Here is a 16,235-nt window from a genome sequence, read left to right as displayed (position 1 = left end):
TTTTATGGGTTCTCTGGGTTTTTCTGAAATTCTGATAATTTTGCTCATTATTGTTGTGCTGTTCGGCGCAAAAAAAATTCCAGAGCTTATGCGTGGGCTTGGCACTGGGATTAAAGAATTTAAAAAGGCTTCGTCAATTGAAGAAGATGAGAACAAGGATAACAAAAAAATTGAACCATAGGGAGCATCGTTGTGTTTGATGTTGGCGGCGGCGAACTTCTGCTAATTTTGCTCGCTATAATTATTCTTTTCGGTCCGAAGAAAATTCCGGAAGTCGCTCGATTTCTGGGAAAAGGTATTCGGCAGTTCCGTCAGGCTCAATCCGAAATTCAAACGCAAATAAGCAAGATTCAGCAGGAAGTCTCCGACGAAATTAATGTTGTTAAAAAAGAAATTGTAAATAGCAGCAGCGATGCATCTGTTAAACCTGAAAATTTAATTCGTCAGGAATTACCTAAAAATCAAGAAAATCAAGGGAATCAGGGAAATGATAAAATACAGTGATTTTTTAAAGAAAATCCAAAATAAAGAGACAACTTGTGTCGATTTTACTAAGGAAATTCTCGATAAAATTTGGGAAAATAGGCATTTAAATATTTTCATTACTGTTTGCAACGAAAAAGCACTTGCCCAGGCTGCTGAAAGCGATAAACGCTTCTTGGATGGAAATCCCCGCAAGCTCGAAGGTATGATAGTTGCCATTAAAGACAATATTTCGACAAAAGGCATACGAACAACTTGTGCCTCGCGAATGCTTGAAAATTTCGAGCCTATCTATGATGCTACTGCTGTGGAACGCTTGATGGCTGAGGGCGCTATAATCATCGGCAAAACAAATTTAGACGAATTTGCTATGGGAAGTTCCAACGAAACCTCTTATTTCGGGAACGTGCTAAATCCAATCAATAACGAATACACACCCGGTGGTTCGTCGGGTGGTTCGGCTGCTGCTGTCGCTGCTGGGCTTTGCCACGTTGCACTGGGTTCAGACACAGGTGGTTCAGTGCGCCAACCTGCTGCTTTTTGCGGTACTTTGGGACTTAAACCAACCTACGGACGTATTTCCCGATGGGGACTTGTTGCTTTTGCTTCATCTCTGGATCAAATCGGTATTTTGGCTTCGAATGCAGATGATACTGCTCGTGTGCTCGATGTGATTTCAGGTTCTGATGCAAAAGATAGTACCTGTGCGAATATTTCACCATCGCAAACCTTCGATAACTTACAGAATTTGCCCGAAAAATTTACTTTCGGAGTAATAAGCAACAAATTATTAAATAATTGTTCCGAAGATATTGTTAGAGCTTATGATTTCTATGTAGAAAAATTAAAATCTCTCGGTGGTCAACCTAAGGAAATATCATTTACAAATCCAAATATTTGGATACCGACTTATTATATTTTAGCAACTGCCGAAGCTTCGTCCAACCTGTCGCGCTATGATGGAGTTCGTTATGGTTTTCGGGCAGAAGGCGAAGGCGACTTTGTTACTCGTACTCGTTCCGAAGGCTTTGGTATGGAGGTCAAACGCCGCATTATGCTCGGCACCTTTGTGCTATCGTCTGGCTATTATGATGCTTACTACACAAAAGCTCAAAAAGCACGACGCTTGATTTATAACGACTATAATAGAATATTTAATGAAGTAGATGTTCTACTTATGCCGACAACTCCAACTCCACCATTTAAAATTGGAGAAAAAATAAACGACCCAATTGCAATGTATTATTCCGATTTATTTACAATATCTGCAAATCTTGGTGCAATACCTGCGATTTCGTTCCCTGCTGGGTCGCCTTCGAATGGTTTGCCGATTGGCTTGCAATTGCAATCAAAACATTTTAACGAGGATATACTATTGCAATTATCAAATGCTTTATTAAAATAAAATTATTTTGATTGCAAACAGTCTAATAACTTTTTAACAATCGTGAATTATGCGAAAGAAACTATTTTTCACAAACGGTAATGCTTTGCAAGCAGGCGTAGCATACTGCGTTGGACAAAACTATGCTACTCACGCTCGCGAAATGGGTTCGGCTGTGCCAACTTCTCCAATTATTTTTATTAAGCCACCTTCCTCAATTGTATATGATGGTGATAATATAATCCTTCCAAAGATTTCCAGTAATGTCCATTACGAGTGCGAACTTGTTGCCGTCATTGGCAAGGATTGTCACAATATCGCGAAAGAACAGGCAAAGGATTACATTGCTGGCTATGGTGTGGGCATTGACGTAACTATGCGAGATCTTCAAGCCGAAGCAAAACGAAACGGTCATCCCTGGGCTATTGCAAAAGGGTTTGCAACAAGTGCACCTATTTCGAAAATTGTTCCTGCAGCCGAAATTACATCAAACTTTTTCGATATTGAGCTCTACCAGAACGGCACTCTTCGCCAAAAAGTAAACACTTCGCAAATGGAGCGTAGCATTGAAGAACTCGTAGCTTTTCTTTCGTCAGTTTATTATCTCGAAGAAGGCGATATTATCTTTACAGGTACACCCGAAGGAGTTGGACCAATTGCTGTTGGCGACAAACTTAAAGCCATACTATGTGGTTATGTTGAATTAAACGTTGGCGTCGAAGAATAAATGAATGACTACCGTAAGTATTTAGATCCGAAAACCGTTGCAAAAGTTGGGAATTTGGAACTTATTGCCCGTCTTGTAGTTGAAGGGTTCATCACCGGATTGCACCGTTCGCCTTACCACGGTTTCAGCGTAGAATTTGCCGAACATCGCGCTTACCGCCCAGGAGACGAAATTAAATATCTTGATTGGAAAGTATTTGCACGCACTGGCAAATATTACGTTAAAGAATTTCAGGAAGAAACAAACTTACGTTGCACAATTGCAATTGATGCGAGTCGTTCGATGGCTTATGCTTCGAACGGAAATATTTCGAAATATGAGTATTCTGCATATCTTGCAGCTGCTTTGTCTTTGCTTATGATACAGCAAAGAGATGCCATTGGACTTACTCTTTTCGACAACGGTATTCGCACTTTTCTTCCACCGAATTCGAAGCCTTCTTATATGCGTCAAATTCTGAAAGCCTTAGAGCAAAATACTCCTGCAAACGATACAGGAACTGCTTCCGCTCTGAACTTGCTCGCCGAGAAAATTCGCCGACGTGGGCTTGTTATTGTCTTCAGCGATTTCTTCGATAATCCTGACGAAATTTTAACCGCTCTGAAACACTTCCGCCATAAAAAACACGAAGTAATTGTTTTCCATGTTCTCGATCCTCGCGAAATTGATTTTAAAGTTGGTTCTCCAGCTAATTTTGTCGATATGGAGTCGGGAGAAACTATGCTTACTAACCCTTACCAAATTCAACTTGCTTACAAAAATGCTGTCAATGATTATATTCATTTCCTGAAAAAAGAATGCTTGAACCACCAGATTGATTATAATCTACTCGATACCTCTTCAAGCTACGACTATGCACTTTCGAGCTATCTTGTGAAGCGCAAGAAAATGTAGATTTGTTTATTCTCGTTTATTGTTGTATCACAAGTCAATTACCTGAAAAGTATGCTTTAAATTAAAAAGGAAGTTATCTCTATTAATTTGAGAATAACTTCCTTACAACCGATTATTCGTAGTAGATAAAATTATTCGACTGTTTATAAATTTGGTCCGAGCATTTTTTCAGGGCGTACGTATTTATCAAATTCTTCCTCTGTGAGAATTTCAAGTTCGATAGCTGCTTGTTTTAAAGTGAGTTTATTTTTATGTGCGTGTTTAGCAATTTTTGCAGCATTGTCATAGCCGATATAAGGATTTAGTGCTGTAACAAGCATTAATGTATTTTGCACGTAGTAGTCGATTTTTTCTTTGATTGGCTCGATGCCTTTGGCGCAGTGCTCTTCGAACATCAAGCAGGTATCTGCAAGCAAACGGACACTTTGCAAAAAGTTATAGATTATCACCGGCTTAAACACGTTCAGCTCGAAATTGCCCGAAGCACCCCCAAAATTAATTGCAGTATCATTGCCAAAAACCTGAACGCATACCATCGTCATTGCCTCGGATTGAGTGGGATTGACCTTCCCCGGCATAATCGATGAACCAGGCTCATTTTCCGGTATGCTAATTTCGCCTAAACCACAACGTGGACCCGAAGCAAGCCAGCGAATATCGTTGGCGATTTTCATTAGCGATGCGGCAAGTGTTTTTAATGCACCGTGAGCAAAAACGAGTGCATCGTGTGCAGCAAGTGCCTCGAACTTGTTCGGTGCCGAAACAAATGGCAATCCCGTCAGCTCAGAAATTTTTTTTGCAGTGCATTCTGCAAATTCGGGATGTGCGTTCAGTCCCGTTCCAACGGCAGTCCCACCAATTGCAAGCTCGTATAAATCGGGTAAAACTTTGTTTAGTCGTTCCAGAGCTTTGTCTAATTGATGAACATAAGCAGAAAATTCTTGTCCAAGTGTCAGAGGAACAGCATCTTGCAGGTGTGTCCGCCCAACCTTAATAATGTCTTTGAACTCTTCGGACTTCTTTGCTAACGTATCACGCAATTTTGAAACGGCAGGAATAAGCCTTCGAACAATTTCCTCCGCTGCGGCAATGTGCATTGCGGTTGGGAAAGTATCGTTAGAGCTTTGAGATTTATTTACATCGTCGTTTGGATGAATAGGTTTTTTGCTTCCGAGTTCCCCACCAGCAATTTCAATGGCGCGGTTGGAAATCACTTCGTTTGTGTTCATATTGGTTTGTGTACCGGAACCTGTTTGCCATATTGAAAGCGGGAAATGCGCGTCAAGTTTTCCTTCGATTACTTCGTCTGCTGCTTTTACAATTAGTTCTGCTTTTTCTTTTGGCAGAATTCCCAAATCAGAGTTCACAAGTGCTGCTGCCTTTTTTAATATACCCATTGCGCGAATTATAGGGCGGGGCATTTTTTCAGTCCCAATTGCAAAATGGATTAATGAACGAGCTGATTGAGCCCCATAATAAAATTCATTAGGGACTTCAATTTCGCCCATTGTGTCTTTTTCGATACGTGTTGCCATTTTTCTTCCAAAACAAGTTTAAAAATTAAAAAACGTATTTTTCTCAACTATATTATGATACAATCGAGAAGTTCAAGTTTAATTAAACTTTTGATTTATTCTATTTTTTCTTAATTTTAAAAGTTTGTATGGAGTTGCTATGCGTAAATTATTGTTTTTTGGAATTTTATTGATTGTGACGTCGGCTAATCTTTTCCCGCAACCTTTAAAAGTGCAGCGACCAAAGCAAAAAGAATTGCCGAAATTTGAATTATCGTTTGATTACAAGATGAGTAATGCATCTACTTATTTCAGCAGCAAAGGAAATATTGTGTCTCGAGCAGTTGATACTGTGCCAATTATCAAAAATGACACAATAATTGGATATAAAAAATATACATTTCAACTTTCAAGATATTATTTTATCCCTAATTTCAAATGGAGAGCAACAAAAAACTTTACATTAAACGCTGAATTATCTTTTGTTTATTCAAACTATAATGAAAAATATACTTACGATTCTAACTATAGACAGGCAACCAAAGCCGATTTCAATATGTTTCAAGTGGAAAATTTGAAGCTAACGGGTGAATATGCGATTATAGATGGTGAAACAGCCGTGTCTTTGGTTGGTGGTGTATATGTACCGTTTGGATATTATCGTGGGCAAGACGACCCCGATTATGATTTTCTTTGTGATGGTGCTTTCGAACTCATTGCCGGTGCTAATTTTAAGCAAACTATTGATAATATCAATTTCGAGCTTGGCAGTTTGTATAACTGGCGCGACGAAGATTTAAAACCAAGATTTATTTTTAATACAAAGCTTGGCATTGTGTCTGTTCCTGGCACTCAACTTTTGTTCTTTGGGCATTATTTCCTCCCGCTCGGCGATAATTTAAAACTGCCCAAATTTAATCTAAGGCGCCGTCCGCTAAACGAAGAAACTTTGCAAGTGGGTGCTGGATTTAATATATTGTTCGATAACAATGTTTTCATCAATACTGGCTATAATATTAATATTGTCGGCAAAAATGCTTTTGGCGATGGTGTTTTCAATGTAATGCTTGGATATCGCTTTTAACTATGAAGTCCGATGAATACTATATCAAAGAAGCAATCAAGCAAGCAAGAAAATGCTCGGCATCGGAAGATGTACCCGTCGGTGCAATAATTGTTCAGGGCGGCGAAATAATCGCTCGTGGATATAATCAAGTGGAGAAAAGGAATAATTCTACTGCTCATGCTGAAATTATTGCAATAGAACGCGCTATTAAAAAAGTGGGCCACAAGCATCTACTCGATTGCGATATTTACGTTACTCTTGAACCCTGCCCTATGTGCAGCGGTGCAATTGTCCTTGCCCGCTTGCGAAGGCTTGTTTTCGGTGCGTTCGACCCCAAAGCAGGTGCAGCCGCAAGCCTTTATAATATTACTTCTGATGCAAGACTTAATCACAGGCTTAATGTCCTTGGTGGCATATGCGAAGAAGAATGTTCGCTATTGCTGAAAAACTTCTTTAAAAAATTGCGGGAAAGGAAAAATGGATAACTCGATTGCTCCTGCTTTGTATATTGTGCCTACTCCTATTGGAAACCTTGAAGATATTACTTTTCGAGCTGTGCGAGTGTTGAAACAATGCGATATTATTGCCTGCGAAGATAGCAGAACTGCATCTAAATTGCTGAAATTGCTCGAAATTGAACCGAAGTTGCTCATTAGCTACTTCGAGCATAATGAACGAGCTCGCGCCGGCGAATTAGTCGATAAAATCCAAAGTGGAAAAAGCGTTGCACTAATTAGCGAAGCTGGCACTCCAATTATTTCTGATCCAGGTTGGGCTGTTGTGCGAGAAGCAATTGCAAGAAACATTCAGATTGTATCTCTCCCCGGTGCATCAGCATTTTTGACTGCAATTGTTGCAAGCGGAATTGCAGCGGATAAATTTGCTTTTTTCGGTTTCCCGCCTCACAAAAAAGGACGAAAAACATTCCTTCAAAAAGTTGTTGATTTAGATATGACATCTGTGATGTATGAATCTCCTTATCGGATTCATAAATTGCTTGATGAATTACATGACATAGCAACTGCTGATAGGCAGATTTGCTTGGCTCGCGAACTAACTAAGATTTACGAAGAGTTTATTCGTGGATCTATTGCAGAAGTTAAAGAAATAATTAAAAATAAAAGTAACTTCAAAGGTGAATTTGTTGTTATTTTAGAAGGGAAAAAATAGGTTTTCTTATGCTCATAACGTTCGAAGGAATAGATGGTTGTGGAAAAACAACCCAGATTAAGTTGCTAAAAGAATATATTGAAAGCAAAGGTTTAACAGTTGTAACTATGCGCGAACCAGGTGGTAGCGATTTCTCGGAACAATTACGTAAAATCCTGCTTTCTTCCAAGCATAAAGTTGGAGCTCGCTCGGAGCTATTGTTGTTCGAAGCCGCTCGTGCAAATCTTGTGGATACAATCATTAAGCCTGAACTCCAACAAGGTAAAATTGTAATTTGCGATAGATTCTATGATTCTACTACTGCATATCAAGCATTTGGGCGAGGTTTACCTCTCGATTTGGTGCAAAAGCTTAATTTATTTGCAACCGGCGGGCTTATACCAAATCTTACAATTTACCTATCCATTTCCCTCGACGAGTCAAAACGCAGAACTTCACGTCAGGAATTCGATAGAATTGAAAAAGCGGGTGATGAATTTTTCTTAAAAGTTATAGAAGGCTACAACTATATTGCCAACCAAGAACCTGATAGATTTATCCTTATTGATGCAAGCGGTTCTCGACAAGAAACTGCTCGAAAGGTATGCGAAGTTTTCGACAATTTTTTCGAAGGTTTTTCAAAATAGTGGATTTATGCTTATCATCAATATGTTTGAAAGAAAATTTCGGCTCATTTTATGTTTAATTTTTTGTATTCTTCCATATTCAGAAATTTACCCACAAGATAATATAGGTATTAAATTCTTTGGTCTGAGCATTCATCCAAAAGGTGAAAAGGCGAATGCCAAATTAATGCCCAATAAACTTGACAAAAATGCATATTTAGTAATGAATCTCGGTGGCGAATTAATTTACGAGAAGTTTATCTATAAAGATTTTCTCTCTTTAAAATTAGTTCAAGCTTTGTATGCTGATTGTGCCGAAAGATTAGGAGGGTTTTCGCATATTGGTCTTAGGGCGAAAATTTTTAAAATCGATAGACATAGTTTATTTGGTGGAATTGGTCCAACCTTTGTTTACAGAAGGAATTGGCTTGAATTGGATGGATACGTTAATCCTCATTTTTTTTTAGGGGATGCTAATGACAAATGGCAATACATATTTTTGTGGTACGGTGGCGAGTTTGAATATAAATATACTTTTTCTGAGCGTTTAGATTTTGCTGTATCGTTTGTCCCAGGGTATCCTCACTTAATGAGTTTAGCAATTGGTGTAAACTACAAGCTTAATTATTCAAAGTAATAATATATACAAAATTGATATAATTCCAAGCAATCCGGATTACATCTTATTTGTGATTAGTAATAGTGATAATTTTATTGTAGGTCTCTTCGTTAATTTTGCCTTGTTTCATCAAAATAGATGCTAAAAAGTGAGTCAGTAATCTGTATTCATCAGCATATTGGCTATTACTTCTCAGGCTTTCGAGATGTATATTAATACGTTCGGTGTCTCCACGAGCAACAGGTCCAGTTATTGGTACATCTCTGCCTTGCTCTAATGCCGAGACTGAATTTTCAAATGATGTTCGAAGTATTGGGAGAAGTACTTCTGATGGCAGAAGTGAAAGATTTTCGCACTGCAAGCGTGCAAATTCGATAACTCCTTGCAAAAAATTCGAAACTGATACCCCGATAGCGTGATATAAAGGTTTGTCGCGTAATATTTTTTCATCAAGCAGATGAGCAATCCCACCAAGATCTGAAATTATTTGTTTTGCAATTTCAAAGTCACTCACAGAACAATCACAACCCCAAAAAATGCCCTCGAAAATATCCTCGCGAAACCTCCCAAAAGTTTGCATTGGATGAAGCGATAATATTTTTATACCAATTTCTAATAATGGTCGAAGTACCTCGCGAGAAGTTGCACCACTAAAATGAAACGCCATATCACATATCTTTCTTTTGCCGGAAATCCTGCAAATATCTTTTACAATCTTTTCGAATACCCCATCGCTTGTTGCAATTGCTATAACCGAAACAGGTTCTTTCACCTGTTCAATTGATGAATATATTTCGACACTACCAGAAAAATCAATTTCATTTGCCAGTTTGCTCGTTACAACCCATTTTAGTTGCCCATTGGAAATAAGTTTACGACAAACAGCATAACCAACTTTTCCTAACCCGACAACTCCATATGTGAAATTATTCATTTTCTTCTCCAAATAGTTTTTTATATTCTTCAATTTCACGTTTGCTTGGTGCAAATGGCTTCTCTTTAATTGTTTTATGCAATTTATTATTTTTTTGAGGTGAATCATCTATTAATTTAAGAAAATTTTCTGCTGTCAGCACAGAACAAAGGTTCGCTTTTGCATACGAATACACTTCAAGGTCGGAGCTGACAACAACAAGATTGGTTCTAACTGATGCTTTATCAATTATTTGCTTGATAATTGCGTCTGCGCTCTGATTGCCCGAATTAATAATTCTGATTTTTCCGACAAGATTTATAGGTTCATCAGTACGACCATCGCAAACTAATGTAAATTGATATGATGAATATCTATTTTGGTAATTCTTGATAAGTTCAATCAATGCTGAAATTGCAGTGTGAACATCTTTTTTGTGCGATTTGCTCAAATTGAATTTATTGATTACATTGAATGTATCTAAAATGTAATGTTTCATAATATTGCTTGAAAAATGAAAATAATGGGAATAATAAACACAACTCCCGATAGTTTTTCTGATGGTGGAGATAACGAAAATCTATCGGTTGTATTGGAAAAAGTTGGGCGTTGGCTTGAGTTGGGAGTTGACATCCTCGATATTGGAGGCGAAAGCACTCGTCCAGGTTCCGACCCCGTTCCCGTAGAACTGGAAATTAGAAGAACTATTCCCTTAATTCAGTTTATAAAAGAGCATTATCCGCAATCCTACATATCAATCGATACAACAAAATACGAAGTTGCCGAGCAGGCGATAGAAAGCGGCGCTGATATGATAAACGATATTAGTGGACTAACTTTCGAGCCACGGCTTGCCGACCTCGCTGCGAAGCATAAAAAGTCGCTTTGTGTGATGCATCTGCCTGCTCCACCAAAAATTATGCAACAAAGCATACATTACGATAATTTGCTTGACGATATTTATACTTTTTTGGAGCGCCAAATAGCTTTTGCCCGAAGCAAAGGTGTTGAGGAAATTTACGCAGATATAGGAATAGGCTTTGGCAAAACCTTTGAGCAAAATTGGGAATTGCTCCGTAATATAGATTATTTCTGTCGTCTTGGGGTGCCGCTATTGCTCGGCATTTCACGAAAACGTTTTATTGGTGAATTCCTGCAAATACCCGAACCAAAGGAAAGGGATTTTGCCACTATGGTAATACACGCTCTGCTTTGGTCGAAGCAAATAGAAATTATCCGTGTCCATAATGTAGAGATGGCAACGCAAATGAGGCGAATAACAGAAAAATTGAATGCAGATAGTTAAAATATCTCTTCGCTTTTTTTGCTTTTTTTACGAAATTTGCAAGTTATTTTTATTTACTTTATTATTGTGTAGTTATGAGAAAAGAAATTAAGAAAATTTTAGTTACAGGGGCTTTAGGTCAAATTGGTAGCGAACTGGTGATGGAACTTCGCCGCCGCTACGGTAATAGCAACGTTGTCGCATCTGACATCCGTCCAAATCCTCCGAAACATATTGCCGAGAGCGGTCCATATGAGGTGGTAGATGTTACAAAAGCTGACAATATACGTCAAGTTATTATCAAATACGATATTGATACTGTTTTTCATATGGCTGCTATTCTTTCGGGCGTTGGCGAAAAAGATCCCCAACTCTGCTGGAACGTCAATATGAACGGCACTATGAACGTGCTCGACCTTGGCGTAAAATTCGAACTTGCTCGTGTTATAGTTCCAAGCTCAATGGCAGTTTGGGGACGTGGCATCCCAAAAGAAAACGTTCCACAAGATAGTGTACTTCATCCAACTTCAATGTACGGAGTTACAAAAGTTGCTGGAGAACGTCTTTGCGATTACTATGTCTATCGTTACGGGCTCGATTGCCGCGGTCTTCGCTATCCTGGAATTATCTCTCACGAAACTTTGCCTGGTGGCGGAACCACCGACTACGCTGTCGAAATTTTCTACGAAGCAATCAAAAATAAAAAATATACTTGTTTCTTGAAGGAAGACACTATGCTTCCGATGATGTATATGCCCGATTGTATCAAGGCGACCATAAATCTTGCCGAAGCTGACTTCGATAAATTAGTTCACCATAGTGATTTCAACGTTGCTGCTTTTAGCTTCACACCAGAACAACTGGCTGACGAAATTCGTAAATTTATCCCTGATTTTGAAATTAATTATAAACCTGACTTTCGTCAAGCCATAGCCGACTCGTGGCCCCATTCAATCGATGATAGTTGCGCTCGACGCGAATGGGGTTGGCAACCAAGCTACGATATTTATTCTATGACTAAAGATATGGTTGAAAAACTAACCGAAAAACACAAAAAGGGATTAATCTAATGAATAAATTGGATGTTCTTGCTATTGCTCGTGAGGTATTCGATGACGAAATTGCCGAATTGCAAAATGTTTCCCGTAATCTTGATGAAAATTTCATCCGTGCAGTTGACTTCATCTCGAAAGCAAACAAAATTGTTTGTTCAGGTGTAGGCAAAAGTGGAATTATAGCAAAAAAAATTGCTGCAACCTTTTCCAGCTTTGGTGTTTCGGCAATGTTTCTTCATCCTGTTGAGGCATTGCACGGAGATATTGGCGCTGTGCAAAAAGACGATGTCGCTATTCTTCTCTCCAAAAGCGGAAATACAGAAGAACTTATCCGCCTTGTCCCATATTTGAAAATATCTTCCGCTTATATAATTTCAATCACGGGTAGTTTAAATTCCTATCTGGCAAGACATTCAGACGCTGTGCTTAACGGACAGGTTTCACGAGAAGCCTGCCCGTTTAATTTAGCGCCTACTTCAAGCACAACCGCCGCCCTGCTGCTCGGCGATGCCCTTGCGGTCGCTACAATGAAGGTGAAAGGTGTTACAATTGAAGATTTTTCCCGTTTGCATCCGCTTGGTCAAATCGGTCGTTCCGTTACTTTGCGTGTTAAAGACGTAATGCACACCGGCGAAGATATCCCAATTATTAAAATTAACTCTACTTTCAAAGAAGCATTAATTGAAATGTCTCGCAAACCACTCGGTTGCGTTTGTATTTGCGACAGCCAACAGAACTTGCTTGGGATTATAACCGATGGCGATGTCCGCCGCCTGCTTAATAGATTTGACAACCTAAAAGATATTGTTGTTAGCGATGTAATGACGCGCAATCCAATTGTTATTGATGAAAACTCACTTCTGCTTAACGCTCTTGCTTTGATGGAGAACCGCCAGAGTCAAATAAATGTCCTTCCCGTCGTCGAAAACGGGAAACTACTTGGTCTTATCCGCTTGCACGATATTGTTCGTAGCGGGCAATAAAATGCCCAAAAACTAATTTAGCTTTCGGGCTTTTCTATTAAATTTATTTTTATTAAGAAATTATTTATATCTACGAAGGAATTCAAGTCTATCTTGCAATTGAGCAATGGGAACGAGTAATTGTTCTTTGTTCATAATTGCTGATTCTTGACTTGCGAATACAAGTTCATAATCTTTGCTCATTACAATTGCTTCTTCTGGGCAAACTTCTTCGCAGAAACCACAATAAATACAGCGTAACATATTAATTTCAAATTTTGCAGGGAAGCGTTCTTTATCGTCCGGTGTTTCTGCTGCTTGCACTTCGATAGCAAGAGCCGGACAAACGCGCGAACACAAACCGCAAGCAACGCATCTTTCTTTGCCGCCTTCTTCCACCAAAACAGGGCGACCGCGATAAGAACCAAGCGGCTCCCATCTCTCTTCTGGATACTGACGCGTCATTTTTTGCCGAAACATACGTTTCAAAGTAAGCCCTAATCCTCGTGCTATTTCGGGAAGATAAATCTTCTCCCAAAAAGTCATCCTGTTTTTTTCTATGTTTTCTGTATTTATATTCATTTTATTATCTCCTTATTTGAAAATAAGAACTCCAATCGAAGTCAAAATCACGTTTAGTATCGATAGCGGTAGCAAAACCTTCCAGCCTAAATTCATCAGTTGGTCATAACGAAAGCGAGGAATTGACCATCGCACCCAGATAAAGAACAATACAAAAATTCCAACTTTTATCATAAATGTTGTAAACTGTGCCAATGCGAGCCCAATTGAACCTTCCTGCAATCCCAACCATTCAGCAGGGAAAGGAAGCTGCCACCCACCAAAATATAGCAAAGTGATGAAAGCAGATGAAGTTGCCATATTTGCATATTCAGCAAGGAAGAACATCCCGAACTTCATTCCTGAATATTCTGTGTTGTAGCCTCCGACAAGCTCCGGCTCAGCTTCGGGCAAATCAAATGGCGCACGATTGGTTTCGGCAAATGCTGAAACAAGGAAAATAAGAAAACCCAATGGTTGCAGAAATACATTCCATTTCCAGCCGGACTGCTGCAAAACTATATCATTTAACGAAAACGAGCTGCTGATGAGAACCACTCCAATGAGCGATAGCCCCATAGAAAGTTCATACGAAATCATCTGTGCCGATGAACGCAACCCGCCCATTAATGAATATTTGTTGTTGCTCGACCAACCTGCAAGAGTAATACCATACACACCAACCGAAGTCATTGCGAGTATGAACAGAAAACCGATATTCACATCGGGAGCAATTCCTAAATAATACTTTACACCATTAATTTCTACATAATGGGCAAATGGAATTACTGCATAAACTGCTATGGCAACCCCAAGCGAAATAACAGGTGCAAGCGCGTGAAAAAGTTTATCCGCTGCTTGTGGAACAATGTCCTCTTTGAAAAACAACTTAAATACATCCGCAAACGGTTGTAAAATACCGAATGGTCCCACACGATTCGGACCAATTCTATCCTGTATTGCTGCTGAGACTTTGCGTTCTAAATAAACTGATGCAGCAGCTCCAAGCAAAACTATATTTAATATTACAAATGCCTTTATCGAAGCCTCTAACAAAATCCAGCCTAAATTTTCCATAATTTCCCAGAAATTAATTCATAAATCAATTTGGTTTCATATAATGTGATTCATAATTATGAATCACAGGGTCGGGATTATTTGCTTTTCCGAGTACTATTCCTTGATGCTTTTTAAGTAATCTATAACTCATGCCATTGAACGAACCGACATTGTGCGCGATATCGTTGAAAACATCTTCAGCTTTGTTATAATTGAAATTAACTGAAAAATGTGATGCCAGTAAGCTCAATACTTTCCAAGTAGGACGACAGTTTCGCAGTTCTTTTTGGGTCCATCGGTCATTGTGGGCACCAAACTTATCCAATCGACTCATTTTCATTCCCATACGGTGAAGATTTTCCGTCGTAATAAGAGCAGGCTCGAAGTATTGAACGCGTTTGTCTATATTAATGAATGTTCCTTCGCTTTCAGCAAAATACGAAGATGCAAACACAACATCCGCAATTTCAGTTAGCTTCGAGTGGTTCGTAGAATGGATAATTATTGCTTCTGTATTGCGCAATGCTTGAATATATTTATCATCTAAATCAAAGTCTTCGTCCATAATGTAAACAAGTTTAACCGAGCCATTTTTTATATTTTCAGGTAAATTTTTCAGGGAATATTTTTCAGATGAAGGCATTACACCAATGCTGCGACATCCAGCAGAGTTAGGATTTAAATCGTTTGTCCTTAAAAAATTATCTGCAAATGATTGATCTATCCGCTCATAATAATCTATATTCGTTGACTTTGCAACATTTTTTGCAAACCGGACTAATGCATAGTTGTTTTCAGTGGAAGAACGACCCGAACCAACAAACATTATTTCAGAAGGCTTATATTTACGCAAAATTGATGCAGCATAGGAAATTGCTTCTTCCCAGGATACTTCCGTTTGAACGCCGTTTTTCTTTATTGTTGGGCTAATTACGCGATTCCCGTTAATTTTCTTGTAGTATGACAAACGCCCGTAATCACACATCCAGTATTTATTCGCATACATATTAGTTTTGGGTTCTATACGTAAAATTTCGTTGTTTCGTACCCCAATTTGAATGTTGCAACCGCGCGAACATCCCATACAAATTGATTCATTAAAACTCATATCCCACACACGCGATTTAAATCGGAAATCAGGGCTTGTGAGCGCTCCAACCGGACAAATATCAATAACATTCATAGAATAATTATTATCGAATTTTGCACCATCTTGTACTTTGATTGTTACGTGATCGCCCCGCTGAACAAACGAAAGCACATCTTGATGAGCAATTTCTTTAGCGAAACGTATACATCTGGAACAAGAGATGCAACGTTCTGCATCAAAAAGCACATTCGGACCCCAAGGAATGCGTTTATCTTTGTGATTTTTAGTTTCCTCAAATCTGCTTTCTCCGCGTGAGTGATTGAACGCATATTCTTGCAATTTACATTGCCCTGCTTCATCGCAAATTGGGCAGTCGAGCGGATGATTTATTAGAAAAAATTCCATTACAGCTTCTTGTGCTTTGATTACTTTATCGTAGTTTATGCGAACGTGCATACCATCTGCAACCTGTGTAGCACAAGCAATTTGAAGCTTTGGCATATAAGAAACAACTATATTACCGTTGCTGTCGGTTTCGAATTCCCCATTGGGAAGCCTTTTGGGCAAGCCAACCTCCACAAGACACATACGACAATTCCCCGCAACCGAAAGTTCCGGATGCCAGCAAAAATGAGGCACATATAAACCATTATCGTATGCTGCTTCGATAATTGTTTTACCGCTTTGCGTTTCTATTCGTTTCCCATCTATATAAATATGCGGCATTAAATACTCCAAATGTTAATTGTTCGAAAAACAATAAAAAATATGACGAAAAAACTTTTATATATTTTAGATAAAGCTTGTTTCTTTCTTACAAAATATTAATTATTTAGGTGGATTCTAAT

The 16,235-nt window shown here is 38.8% G+C and carries 19 protein-coding genes; 13 read left to right on the top strand and 6 right to left on the bottom strand.

The annotated features are described in order from the left end of the window. Window positions 1-4: 4 nt before the first annotated feature. Genes tatA (AC6QZF_RS02525) through AC6QZF_RS02505 form a run of 5 tightly spaced genes read left to right on the top strand, consistent with a single transcriptional unit; the run spans window position 5 to window position 3,488 of the window. Window positions 5-181 carry a twin-arginine translocase TatA/TatE family subunit gene (gene tatA / locus AC6QZF_RS02525; RefSeq protein WP_499798306.1) on the top strand — a complete coding sequence of 59 codons (177 nt, stop codon included), beginning with the start codon at window positions 5-7 and terminating at the stop codon, window positions 179-181. A gap of 11 nt (window positions 182-192) precedes the next feature. Then, window positions 193-504, top strand: coding sequence for a twin-arginine translocase TatA/TatE family subunit (tatA, locus tag AC6QZF_RS02520; protein ID WP_499798305.1), 312 nt, complete (start codon window positions 193-195; stop codon window positions 502-504). Further along, complete coding sequence (gatA, locus tag AC6QZF_RS02515; protein ID WP_499798304.1) at window positions 488-1,888, top strand: Asp-tRNA(Asn)/Glu-tRNA(Gln) amidotransferase subunit GatA; 1,401 nt, start codon at window positions 488-490, stop codon at window positions 1,886-1,888. Before tatA (AC6QZF_RS02520) ends, gatA begins: the two co-directional genes overlap by 17 nt. A gap of 49 nt (window positions 1,889-1,937) precedes the next feature. Next, complete coding sequence (locus tag AC6QZF_RS02510; protein ID WP_499798303.1) at window positions 1,938-2,594, top strand: fumarylacetoacetate hydrolase family protein; 657 nt, start codon at window positions 1,938-1,940, stop codon at window positions 2,592-2,594. Then, on the top strand, window positions 2,595-3,488 hold the full coding sequence (locus AC6QZF_RS02505; RefSeq protein WP_499798302.1) for a DUF58 domain-containing protein: 894 nt from the start codon (window positions 2,595-2,597) through the stop codon (window positions 3,486-3,488). A 143-nt stretch (window positions 3,489-3,631) separates the two neighbouring features. Here the strand turns inward: AC6QZF_RS02505 and fumC are convergent, their stop codons facing one another. Continuing rightward, window positions 3,632-5,023 (bottom strand): class II fumarate hydratase, encoded by a 1,392-nt coding sequence (fumC, locus tag AC6QZF_RS02500; RefSeq protein WP_499798301.1) that lies wholly within the window; start codon window positions 5,021-5,023, stop codon window positions 3,632-3,634. Window positions 5,024-5,162: 139 nt separating this feature from the next. Between fumC and AC6QZF_RS02495 the strand changes: the two genes are divergently transcribed. The 5 genes from AC6QZF_RS02495 to AC6QZF_RS02475 are packed head-to-tail and all read left to right on the top strand — an operon-like array spanning window position 5,163 to window position 8,480. Continuing rightward, window positions 5,163-6,086: a hypothetical protein gene (locus tag AC6QZF_RS02495; RefSeq protein ID WP_499798300.1), complete on the top strand. Its 924-nt coding sequence runs from the start codon at window positions 5,163-5,165 to the stop codon at window positions 6,084-6,086. Window positions 6,087-6,088: 2 nt separating this feature from the next. Beyond that, the gene (gene tadA / locus AC6QZF_RS02490; protein WP_499798299.1) at window positions 6,089-6,553 is read left to right on the top strand and encodes a tRNA adenosine(34) deaminase TadA; all 465 of its coding nucleotides are present in this window, start codon (window positions 6,089-6,091) and stop codon (window positions 6,551-6,553) included. Then, entirely contained in the window at window positions 6,546-7,238 is a 693-nt protein-coding gene (rsmI, locus tag AC6QZF_RS02485) for a 16S rRNA (cytidine(1402)-2'-O)-methyltransferase (protein ID WP_499798298.1), read from the top strand. Before tadA ends, rsmI begins: the two co-directional genes overlap by 8 nt. An 8-nt stretch (window positions 7,239-7,246) precedes the next feature. Continuing rightward, on the top strand, window positions 7,247-7,864 hold the full coding sequence (gene tmk, locus AC6QZF_RS02480; RefSeq protein WP_499798297.1) for a dTMP kinase: 618 nt from the start codon (window positions 7,247-7,249) through the stop codon (window positions 7,862-7,864). Window positions 7,865-7,871: 7 nt separating this feature from the next. Then, window positions 7,872-8,480: a hypothetical protein gene (locus AC6QZF_RS02475; protein ID WP_499798296.1), complete on the top strand. Its 609-nt coding sequence runs from the start codon at window positions 7,872-7,874 to the stop codon at window positions 8,478-8,480. A 46-nt stretch (window positions 8,481-8,526) separates the two neighbouring features. Here AC6QZF_RS02475 and AC6QZF_RS02470 read toward each other — a convergent pair whose 3' ends face one another. Then, window positions 8,527-9,396, bottom strand: coding sequence for a DUF2520 domain-containing protein (locus AC6QZF_RS02470; protein ID WP_499798295.1), 870 nt, complete (start codon window positions 9,394-9,396; stop codon window positions 8,527-8,529). Further along, window positions 9,389-9,874, bottom strand: a complete 486-nt coding sequence (locus AC6QZF_RS02465; RefSeq protein ID WP_499798294.1) for an NYN domain-containing protein — start codon at window positions 9,872-9,874, stop codon at window positions 9,389-9,391. Before AC6QZF_RS02465 ends, AC6QZF_RS02470 begins: the two co-directional genes overlap by 8 nt. Window positions 9,875-9,889: 15 nt before the next feature. Here AC6QZF_RS02465 and folP point away from each other — a divergent pair, with 15 nt between their 5' ends. The 3 genes from folP (at window position 9,890) to AC6QZF_RS02450 (ending at window position 12,698) form a co-directional block, all read left to right on the top strand. After that, the gene (gene folP / locus AC6QZF_RS02460) at window positions 9,890-10,681 is read left to right on the top strand and encodes a dihydropteroate synthase (RefSeq protein WP_499798293.1); all 792 of its coding nucleotides are present in this window, start codon (window positions 9,890-9,892) and stop codon (window positions 10,679-10,681) included. A gap of 86 nt (window positions 10,682-10,767) precedes the next feature. Further along, entirely contained in the window at window positions 10,768-11,730 is a 963-nt protein-coding gene (locus AC6QZF_RS02455) for an NAD-dependent epimerase/dehydratase family protein (protein ID WP_499798356.1), read from the top strand. Beyond that, window positions 11,730-12,698 (top strand): KpsF/GutQ family sugar-phosphate isomerase, encoded by a 969-nt coding sequence (locus AC6QZF_RS02450; protein WP_499798292.1) that lies wholly within the window; start codon window positions 11,730-11,732, stop codon window positions 12,696-12,698. Before AC6QZF_RS02455 ends, AC6QZF_RS02450 begins: the two co-directional genes overlap by 1 nt. A 60-nt stretch (window positions 12,699-12,758) precedes the next feature. On the opposite strand, the gene AC6QZF_RS02445 is transcribed toward AC6QZF_RS02450, so the two are convergent. From AC6QZF_RS02445 to AC6QZF_RS02435, 3 genes are read right to left on the bottom strand one after another with little or no spacing between them, the layout of a single operon-like run. Further along, entirely contained in the window at window positions 12,759-13,259 is a 501-nt protein-coding gene (locus AC6QZF_RS02445) for a NuoI/complex I 23 kDa subunit family protein (protein ID WP_499798291.1), read from the bottom strand. 12 nt (window positions 13,260-13,271) lie between these two features. After that, window positions 13,272-14,315 (bottom strand): NADH-quinone oxidoreductase subunit NuoH, encoded by a 1,044-nt coding sequence (gene nuoH / locus AC6QZF_RS02440; protein WP_499798290.1) that lies wholly within the window; start codon window positions 14,313-14,315, stop codon window positions 13,272-13,274. A gap of 25 nt (window positions 14,316-14,340) precedes the next feature. Continuing rightward, the gene (locus tag AC6QZF_RS02435) at window positions 14,341-16,113 is read right to left on the bottom strand and encodes an NADH-quinone oxidoreductase subunit G (protein ID WP_499798289.1); all 1,773 of its coding nucleotides are present in this window, start codon (window positions 16,111-16,113) and stop codon (window positions 14,341-14,343) included. Between the last annotated feature and the right edge of the window lie 122 nt (window positions 16,114-16,235).

Origin of the sequence: Eximiradius sp., assembly GCA_937127445.1 — a bacterium.
Lineage (GTDB): Bacteria > Bacteroidota > Ignavibacteria > Kapaibacteriales > UBA2268 > JAKIZO01.
The sequence above is the reverse complement of the archived record's forward strand: the minus strand, read 5'-3'. Positions and strand labels throughout refer to the sequence as shown.

Excerpts from the sequence above, each read along its gene's own strand:
- tatA (WP_499798306.1), top strand. The coding sequence starts at position 5 with ATGGGTTCTCTGGGTTTTTCTGAAATTCTGATAATTTTGCTCATTATT.
- gatA (WP_499798304.1), top strand. The coding sequence starts at position 488 with ATGATAAAATACAGTGATTTTTTAAAGAAAATCCAAAATAAAGAGACA.
- AC6QZF_RS02510 (WP_499798303.1), top strand. The coding sequence starts at position 1,938 with ATGCGAAAGAAACTATTTTTCACAAACGGTAATGCTTTGCAAGCAGGC.
- AC6QZF_RS02505 (WP_499798302.1), top strand. The coding sequence starts at position 2,595 with ATGAATGACTACCGTAAGTATTTAGATCCGAAAACCGTTGCAAAAGTT.
- fumC (WP_499798301.1), bottom strand. The coding sequence starts at position 5,023 with ATGGCAACACGTATCGAAAAAGACACAATGGGCGAAATTGAAGTCCCT.
- AC6QZF_RS02495 (WP_499798300.1), top strand. The coding sequence starts at position 5,163 with ATGCGTAAATTATTGTTTTTTGGAATTTTATTGATTGTGACGTCGGCT.
- tadA (WP_499798299.1), top strand. The coding sequence starts at position 6,089 with ATGAAGTCCGATGAATACTATATCAAAGAAGCAATCAAGCAAGCAAGA.
- rsmI (WP_499798298.1), top strand. The coding sequence starts at position 6,546 with ATGGATAACTCGATTGCTCCTGCTTTGTATATTGTGCCTACTCCTATT.
- tmk (WP_499798297.1), top strand. The coding sequence starts at position 7,247 with ATGCTCATAACGTTCGAAGGAATAGATGGTTGTGGAAAAACAACCCAG.
- AC6QZF_RS02475 (WP_499798296.1), top strand. The coding sequence starts at position 7,872 with ATGCTTATCATCAATATGTTTGAAAGAAAATTTCGGCTCATTTTATGT.
- AC6QZF_RS02470 (WP_499798295.1), bottom strand. The coding sequence starts at position 9,396 with ATGAATAATTTCACATATGGAGTTGTCGGGTTAGGAAAAGTTGGTTAT.
- AC6QZF_RS02465 (WP_499798294.1), bottom strand. The coding sequence starts at position 9,874 with ATGAAACATTACATTTTAGATACATTCAATGTAATCAATAAATTCAAT.
- folP (WP_499798293.1), top strand. The coding sequence starts at position 9,890 with ATGAAAATAATGGGAATAATAAACACAACTCCCGATAGTTTTTCTGAT.
- AC6QZF_RS02450 (WP_499798292.1), top strand. The coding sequence starts at position 11,730 with ATGAATAAATTGGATGTTCTTGCTATTGCTCGTGAGGTATTCGATGAC.
- AC6QZF_RS02445 (WP_499798291.1), bottom strand. The coding sequence starts at position 13,259 with ATGAATATAAATACAGAAAACATAGAAAAAAACAGGATGACTTTTTGG.
- nuoH (WP_499798290.1), bottom strand. The coding sequence starts at position 14,315 with ATGGAAAATTTAGGCTGGATTTTGTTAGAGGCTTCGATAAAGGCATTT.
- AC6QZF_RS02435 (WP_499798289.1), bottom strand. The coding sequence starts at position 16,113 with ATGCCGCATATTTATATAGATGGGAAACGAATAGAAACGCAAAGCGGT.